Origin of the sequence: Cellulomonas pasadenensis (assembly GCF_047229365.1) — a bacterium.
Classification (GTDB): Bacteria; Actinomycetota; Actinomycetes; order Actinomycetales; family Cellulomonadaceae; genus Cellulomonas.
Window position 1 is genome coordinate 20,143 of record NZ_JBFTEP010000044.1, and the last position, 7,334, is coordinate 27,476.

Sequence of the window (7,334 nt, forward strand, 5' to 3'; positions counted from 1 at the left end):
CCCTCCGGCCGTGTCGGCGGGACACGCCGGGACCGCCCGTGAGGCTGCTCACGCGTAGGTGGCGCGCAGCCTCTCCAGCCCGGCCGCGAGGTCCTCCGGGTACTCGCTCGACACCTCGAGCCACTGCCCCGTCCCGGGGTGCTCGAAGCCCAGCCGGACCGCGTGCAGCCACTGCCGCTGCACGCCGAGCCGCGCCGCGAGCGACGGGTCGGCGCCGTACGTGAGGTCCCCCACGAGCGAGTGCCGCAGCGCGGCCATGTGCACCCGGATCTGGTGGGTCCGTCCCGTCTCGAGGTGCACCTCGACGAGCGACGCGCCCGGCAGCATCTCGAGCACCTCGTAGTGCGTCACCGACGGCTTGCCGTCCGCGACGACGGCGAACTTCCAGTCCGAGGACGGGTGCCGCCCGATGGGCGCGTCGACCGTCCCCGTCGTCGGGGACGGGTGCCCCTGCACGAGCGCGTGGTAGACCTTCTCGACCGTGCGCTCCTTGAACGCCCGCTTGAGCGCCGTGTACGCGTGCTCGCTCTTGGCGACCACCATGAGGCCCGTCGTGCCGGCGTCGAGCCGGTGCACGATGCCCTGGCGCTCCGCGGCGCCCGACGTCGCGATGGTGTACCCCGCCGCCGCGAGCGCGCCGACCACGGTCGGGCCCGTCCACCCGGGCGACGGGTGCGCCGCCACGCCCACCGGCTTGTCGACGACCACGAGGTCGTCGTCGTCGTGCACGATGCCCATGCCCGGGACGGGCTCCGCCACCACCGCCGGCGCGGCGGGCCCCGTCACCGTGAGGTCCACCTCGAGCCAGCCGCCGGCCGGCAGCCGGTCGGACTTGCCGACCTCGTGGCCGTCGACGCGGACCGCACCGTCGGCGGCGAGCTCCGCGGCCCGCGTGCGCGACAGCCCGAGCAGGCGCGCGAGGGCGGCGTCGACCCGCTCGCCCGCCAGCCCGTCGGGCACGGGCAGCGCGCGCGTGTCGCTCACGCCGTACCCCCGTCCCGCTGCGTCGGCGCGGCGGGGCCCGCCGGCGCGGCCCCACGGGCGTCGCCGTCGCGCCCCGCGGGCACGTCCGTGACGCCCTCGGCCGGCGCCCGCCCGCCGTCCGCCGCGTCGGCGTCCGCCGTCGCACCGTCCGCCGCGTCGCCGGTCGGCGAGTCGCCGTCGCGCGTGCCGTCCAGGTGCACACCGCGCGCGGTGAGCAGCACGACCAGCAGCGCCGCCGCGACGATCGCGATGTCGGCGACGTTGCCGACGAACAGGTCGCCGTAGGCGAGGAAGTCGATGACGTGCCCACGCGCCGGCCCCGGCTCGCGCACCATGCGGTCGACGAGGTTGCCGAGCGCGCCGCCGAGCAGCAGGCCGAGCGCGACGGCCCAGCCCGTCGACCCGATGCGCCGCGAGGCCCGCACCACGACGACCACCACCACGACGGCGACGAGGGTGAGCACCCACGTCATGCCGGTCGCGATCGACAGCGCCGCGCCCGGGTTGCGGACGAGCTGCAGCCCGAAGAGGTCGCCCAGCAGGGCGACGCGCTCCCCCGGCTCCAGCGACGCGACGGCCCAGACCTTCGTCACCTGGTCGAGCAGCAGGACGCCCGCCGTCAGCCCGGTGAGGAGCGTCAGCAGGCGGCTCCGGCGGGTGCGCTCGGGGCGCGTCCACGGGAGCCGCCCGCCGGCGGACCCCCCGGGGGCGTCGGGCTGGGCGGTCGTTCCGTCCGTCGTGGGCACCGCAGGAGTCTACGGGCGGGTCAGCGGCGCTCCTCGCGCTGCTTGCAGCCCACGCACAGGGTCGCGCGCGGGAACGCCTGCAGACGAGCCTTGCCGATCGCGCGCCCGCACGACTCGCAGACGCCGAACGTGCCGGCCTCGAGACGCTCGAGCGCGTGCGCGGTCTGCTCCAGCAGGTCGCGCGTGTTGTTCACCAGCGTGAGCTCGTGCTCGCGCTCCAGCGCGGACGAGCCGGAGTCGGCCTGGTCGTCCCCGGCGCCGTCGCCGGAGTTGCGCAGCAGCTCGGACAGCTCGGCCCCCGCGGCGAGGAGCTCGCCGGCGAGCCGTTCACGGTCGGCGGTGAGCTCGTCCGCCACCTCCTGGACCTCGGCCTGCGTCCACGGCTCCTCGCCGTCGCGGACCGGGAGCGCGCGCGTCGCCGCGCGCGTCCCCCCGTCGGTGCCGACCGCCAGCGTCATCGGTGCGTCGTTCATGGTCACGGACGTTCCCCCCGTCTCGAGTGCCGCGACTGTATGCGCGTCCGCGTCGGGGCACAACAGGGCGGGGACCGCCCGGCCGCGGGCAGCACGACGCCGCCGGCCGCGCACCCACGACGGAGGGTGGCGGCCGGCGGCGGCGACGGTCAGATGCCCTGCTTCTCCGGGACCTGCTGGCCCTGGCCCGAGCGCGGCGGCAGGGCGTTGCCACGGTTCTCGAGGTCGCCGAGCAGGTTCTCCAGGTAGCTCTTGAGGCGCGTGCGGTAGTCCCGCTCGAACACCCGGAGCTCGTCGATCTTCCGCTCGAGGAGCGAGCGCTCCTGCTCGAGCTGGCCGAGCGTGCGCTGCGACGTCTCCTCCGCCTCGCGGACGATGCGGTTGGCGCGCGTCTTGGCGTCGTTGATGAGGCGGTCGGACTCCTCCTGGCCGCTGCGGACGTAGTCGTCGTGCAGCTTCTGGGCCAGGGCGAGCATGCCCGTCGCGGACTCGGGCTCGTTGCCGCGCGGCGCGGGGGCCGGGGCCTGCACGACGGGCGGCTGCGGCGCGACCGCCGGCACGGGCGCGGGCTGCGGCTCGGGCACGGGGGCCGGCTCGGGCTTCGGGGCGGGGGCGGCCTGCTGGGCACCGGCACGGCTGAGCTCGGCGATCCGGCGCTCGGCCGCCGCGAGCTTCGTCTTGAGGTCCTCGTTCTCGCCCTGCAGGTCCCGCAGGGTGTTGACGACCTCGTCCAGGAAGTCGTCGACCTCGTCCTGGTCGTACCCCTCGCGGAACTTGGTCGCCTGGAACTTCTTGTTCAGGACGTCGTCTGCGGTCAGCAGTGCCATCGTCGTCACCTCTGTCGGTCGTGCTGGCTCTGGCCGGCGGCAGTCAGTCCACCGACCGCCTCGGGCCACCGTAGCGGAGAAAACAAGCGTCGCACGTCCCGCGCAGCGCGCCCCGCGGGGCCGCCGGACGGCGTCGTGCGGACCTCCGTCACACCCGTGCCAGCACCGACAGCAGCAGCGAGCAGCCGAGTGCCAGGACGAGGAACGCCAGGTCGAGTCGGACCGGCCCGAGGGCCAGCGGGGGCAGCACGCGGCGCAGCGCGCGCAGCGGCGGGTCGGTCACGGAGTAGGTCACCTCGGCCACGACGAGCGCGACGCCCGTCGGCCGCCACTCGCGCGCGAAGACCTGGACCCAGTCCAGGACGAGGCGCACGAGCAGCAGGAGGAAGAAGGCGAGGACGACGAGGTAGAGCAGGTTGGCCAGGAGACGCACGCGTCAACTCTGGTTGTAGAAGCCGGCGCGTGTCGAGTTGTCGGCCGGGGCCGCGTCCCCCGCCAGCTCGACGTGCGAGGGCGAGAGCAGGAACACCTTGCTCGTCACGCGCTCGATCGCGCCGTGCAGCCCGAAGATCAGACCGGCCGAGAAGTCGACGAGGCGCTTGGCGTCCGCGTCGTCCATGTCCGACAGGTTCATGATCACGGGCGTGCCCTCGCGGAACGCCTCGCCGATCTTGCGCGCGTCGTTGTACGAGCGCGGGTGGATGGTGGTGATGCGGCGCAGGTCCGCCTGCTCGCGCGGCGCGGGTGCGGCCTGCACCCGCGGCGTGCGGTGCAGGGGTGTCACCTGCGCCTCGTAGGGCTCCTCGGGCACGTCGACGACCTCCGGCTCCTCGTACTCGTCGAGGTACTCCTCGTGCTCGGTCCGGTCGTCGGCCAGGCCGAGGTACAGCATCGTCTTGCGCAGCGCTCCGGCCATCGCGTCGTCTCCCATCCGCCGGACCACCCGGCTGCCTCGAGCCGCACACCCGCCCGGCGACGGGGCCGGCGGGACGTGTGTGCGCTGGTGACGCTAGCAACGCGGGGGTCGTCGCGCGCTGCGACACGCGGGCGTGTCGCAACTCGTCGTGGCGCCGTCGCGGCAGGTCAGGACGGCAGCAGGCGGACGACGCCCGCGAGCCGGCCCGTGCGCGGCGCGGCCGGGTCGGCGTGCACCGCGCGGCGGTGCGAGTACAGGTCCGGGTCGGCGTAGGTGTCCCGCGGGTCGACCCGCACCGCACGCACGCCGCAGCGCGCCAGCACGGCACGCGCGCCCGCGCGCAGGTCGACCGCCGCGGTGCCGGCCCGCGTGCGGCCGGCCGCCTCCGGCACGACCGCCGCGACGTCGTCGCGGACGGCGTCCGGCACCTCGTACGACTCCCCCGCGATGCACGGGCCGAGGACCGCGACGACGCGGTCGGCACGTGCACCGTGCTCCTCCATGGCGGCGACCGTCGCCTGGAGGACGCCGGCCACCAGGCCCGGACGTCCTGCGTGCGCGGCGGCGACCACGCCCGCCGCACGGTCGGCCAGCAGGACGGGCACGCAGTCCGCGACGTACACGCCGAGGGCGACGTCGGTGGACGTGGTCACGAGCGCGTCGGCCTCGGCCACGCCGGTGGTCGCCGGGTCGCCGGCCGGGAGGCCGCCGACGACCACGACCGCCCGTCCGTGCACCTGCGTGGCGAACACCACGGGCGCGCCGACCCGCTCGGCGAGGAGCTGCCGGTTGCGCGCGACGGCGGCGAGGTCGTCCCCCACCGCGAGACCGACGTTGAGGCCGTCCCACGGCGGTGCGCTCACGCCGCCGTCGCGTCGCGTGAAGCCGGCCCGCACGCCCGGTCCGAGGTCGACCGGGTCGAACGCGACGGCCCTCACGGCCACCGCCTACTTGAGGAAGTCGGGCACGTCGAGCTCGTCGCGCTCGCGCCGCGTCGGCTCGTCGGCGAAGACCCGCGGCACCTCGAGCGGCCCCGTGTGCGGGGTCGGCTCGGGCTGCGTCGACAGGAACGCGGGCACCTCGCGGGCCTCGGGCGCCGGCGCGGGGGCCGCGCGCAGCGTGCCCAGCGGCACCAGGTCCTCGTCCTGCACCTGCACGGGACGCGGCGTCGGGAGCTGACCGGCCGACGGCGCCACGGGTGCCGGCGCCACCGCGGGCACCTGCCGGGCCGGCGCACCGACCTGGCCGAGCCCGCGCTGGTCACGCCGGGACGGACCGCCGCCGTCGAAGCCCGCGGCGATGACCGTGACGCGCACCTCGTCGCCCAGGGCGTCGTCGATGACGGCGCCGAAGATGATGTTCGCCTCGGCGTGCGCCGCCTCCTGGACGAGGCGCGCGGCCTCGTTGATCTCGAACAGGCCGAGGTCCGAGCCACCCTGGATCGACAGCAGGACGCCGTGGGCGCCGTCGATGCTCGCCTCGAGCAGCGGCGACGAGATCGCCATCTCCGCGGCCTGCACCGCCCGGTCCTCCCCGCGCGCGTAGCCGATGCCCATCAGGGCCGAGCCCGCGCCCTGCATGACGGACTTCACGTCCGCGAAGTCGAGGTTGATCAGGCCGGGCGTGGTGATGAGGTCCGTGATGCCCTGGACGCCGGACAGGAGGACCTGGTCCGCCGAGTGGAAGGCGTCGAGCACCGAGACCGAGCGGTCCGAGATGGACAGCAGCCGGTCGTTCGGGATGACGATGAGCGTGTCGACCTCGGCGCGCAGGGCGTCGATGCCCGCGTCCGCCTGCACGGAGCGGCGGCGCCCCTCGAACGTGAAGGGGCGCGTGACGACGCCGATGGTCAGCGCGCCGAGCGAGCGCGCGATGCGCGCGACGACCGGCGCGCCGCCGGTGCCGGTGCCGCCGCCCTCGCCCGCGGTGACGAAGACCATGTCGGCGCCGCGCAGGACGTCCTCGATCTCCTCCGCGTGGTCCTCCGCGGCCTTCTTGCCGACCTCGGGGTCCGCGCCGGCGCCGAGGCCGCGCGTGAGCTCGCGGCCGACGTCGAGCTTGACGTCCGCGTCGGACATGAGGAGCGCCTGGGCGTCGGTGTTGACGGCGATGAACTCGACACCCTTGAGGCCGACCTCGATCATGCGGTTCACGGCGTTGACGCCGCCCCCGCCGATGCCGACGACCTTGATGACCGCCAGGTAGTTCTGGGGAGCTGCCACGGTGGGTGCCTCTCGTTCGTGGGTCGCGGCCCCGGGGTGCCGCTGCTCGTGCTGCTGGTGCTGGTGACGGCACGCGGTGCGTGCCGCCGCGATGTCTGAACCTTCACCCTCAGGTCGAGGGTTAGAGTTATGTCAGGTGCGCTGCCGGTCGTGACGCTAGGTGGCGCCCCGCCCACGATCAACGACCACCGTGCGCGTGTCGCCGACCGCCGTGCACCGGTCCCCTCCCGCGCCGCCCGCCACCGCGTCCGGCTCAGCGGGTGATCGGCATGCGCGGCGCGGAGACGTCGTAGACGGTGGCGCCCGCGGCCGTCGGGGCGGCCCGGAGCGCGGCGAGCACCGCCACCTTGAGCGGGGTCTCGTCCGCACTCCCCCACTCGACCCGCGGGCCGTCGCGCAGCTGCATCGACACCGTGTCCTGCGTCGACGCCGCCACGCCCGCCACCTGCGCCAGGAGGTCCGGCGGCAGCTGCTCGAGCACGTGCAGCACCGCCGTGAGCGTGCGCGCGTCGCCGACCGGCACGTCGACGACCGGCAGGCCCTCGGGCGCCGCGTCGGCGCGGCCGACCTGGACGCCCTCCTGGTCGAGCAGCGCGAACCCCGTCGCCCCGCCGGCGGGCGGGGCCTCCTCGGGCACGGCCGCGACCGGCTCGCGGGACACCAGCTGCACGGCCAGACCCTGCGGCCACTCGCGGACGACGCGCGCCTCGCGCACGCCCGGCACCTCCAGCACCGCGTCGCGCAGGCGCACCGTGTCGAGCCGCGGCAGCGGCGTGCCGTGGTGCTCCGCGACGACGCCGAGCACCTGGTCGACGGCCACGACCGTCCCCGCGCCGGTCACCTCGACCTCGGCGGGGTCCAGCGCGAGCACGGGCGACAGCAGCAGCAGCCAGCCGAGCCCGCCCGCGACCAGCACGCCCGCGGCGATGAGCAGCACCTGGCGGCGCGCGAGCGCCCGCCGCGCCCGCGCGCGCTCGGCGAACCGCTCGCGCGAGGTCGTCGACACGACCGCGGGGCGGACGGGCCCCGAGAAGCGGCCGACCGTGTACGTGGTGACCGTGCGCGTCGGACCCGTGGCGGTCGTCGGCCCGGCGACGACGCGGGACGTGCCGCCCGTCGTCGTCGGGACGGGCCCCGTCCCGGGTCGGCGCGGGGCGCCCGCGGCC

The 7,334-nt window shown here is 75.8% G+C and carries 9 protein-coding genes; all 9 read right to left on the reverse strand.

Going from position 1 to position 7,334, the window contains the following annotated elements; all coding sequences use genetic code 11:
- Positions 1–48 precede the first annotated feature (48 nt).
- Positions 49–984, reverse strand: coding sequence for an RluA family pseudouridine synthase (locus AB6N23_RS08445; protein ID WP_412865652.1), 936 nt, complete (start codon positions 982–984; stop codon positions 49–51).
- Complete coding sequence (locus AB6N23_RS08450; protein ID WP_412865653.1) at positions 981–1,730, reverse strand: signal peptidase II; 750 nt, start codon at positions 1,728–1,730, stop codon at positions 981–983. Before AB6N23_RS08450 ends, AB6N23_RS08445 begins: the two co-directional genes overlap by 4 nt.
- Positions 1,731–1,750: 20 nt before the next feature.
- Positions 1,751–2,203 (reverse strand): TraR/DksA family transcriptional regulator, encoded by a 453-nt coding sequence (locus tag AB6N23_RS08455; protein WP_412865654.1) that lies wholly within the window; start codon positions 2,201–2,203, stop codon positions 1,751–1,753.
- 149 nt (positions 2,204–2,352) lie between these two features.
- Positions 2,353–3,030: a DivIVA domain-containing protein gene (locus tag AB6N23_RS08460; protein ID WP_378203737.1), complete on the reverse strand. Its 678-nt coding sequence runs from the start codon at positions 3,028–3,030 to the stop codon at positions 2,353–2,355.
- 148 nt (positions 3,031–3,178) lie between these two features.
- Positions 3,179–3,463 carry a YggT family protein gene (locus tag AB6N23_RS08465; RefSeq protein ID WP_378203739.1) on the reverse strand — a complete coding sequence of 95 codons (285 nt, stop codon included), beginning with the start codon at positions 3,461–3,463 and terminating at the stop codon, positions 3,179–3,181.
- 3 nt (positions 3,464–3,466) lie between these two features.
- On the reverse strand, positions 3,467–3,946 hold the full coding sequence (locus AB6N23_RS08470; protein ID WP_378203774.1) for a cell division protein SepF: 480 nt from the start codon (positions 3,944–3,946) through the stop codon (positions 3,467–3,469).
- Positions 3,947–4,113: 167 nt separating this feature from the next.
- Positions 4,114–4,884 carry a peptidoglycan editing factor PgeF gene (pgeF, locus tag AB6N23_RS08475; RefSeq protein WP_412865655.1) on the reverse strand — a complete coding sequence of 257 codons (771 nt, stop codon included), beginning with the start codon at positions 4,882–4,884 and terminating at the stop codon, positions 4,114–4,116.
- A gap of 9 nt (positions 4,885–4,893) precedes the next feature.
- Positions 4,894–6,168, reverse strand: coding sequence for a cell division protein FtsZ (gene ftsZ / locus AB6N23_RS08480; protein WP_378203745.1), 1,275 nt, complete (start codon positions 6,166–6,168; stop codon positions 4,894–4,896).
- A gap of 253 nt (positions 6,169–6,421) precedes the next feature.
- A partial coding sequence (locus AB6N23_RS08485; RefSeq protein WP_412865656.1) for a cell division protein FtsQ/DivIB occupies positions 6,422–7,334 on the reverse strand: 913 nt, incomplete at its 5' end.

Excerpts from the sequence above, each read along its gene's own strand:
- AB6N23_RS08455 (WP_412865654.1), bottom strand. The coding sequence starts at position 2,203 with ATGAACGACGCACCGATGACGCTGGCGGTCGGCACCGACGGGGGGACG.
- AB6N23_RS08460 (WP_378203737.1), bottom strand. The coding sequence starts at position 3,030 with ATGGCACTGCTGACCGCAGACGACGTCCTGAACAAGAAGTTCCAGGCG.
- AB6N23_RS08470 (WP_378203774.1), bottom strand. The coding sequence starts at position 3,946 with ATGGCCGGAGCGCTGCGCAAGACGATGCTGTACCTCGGCCTGGCCGAC.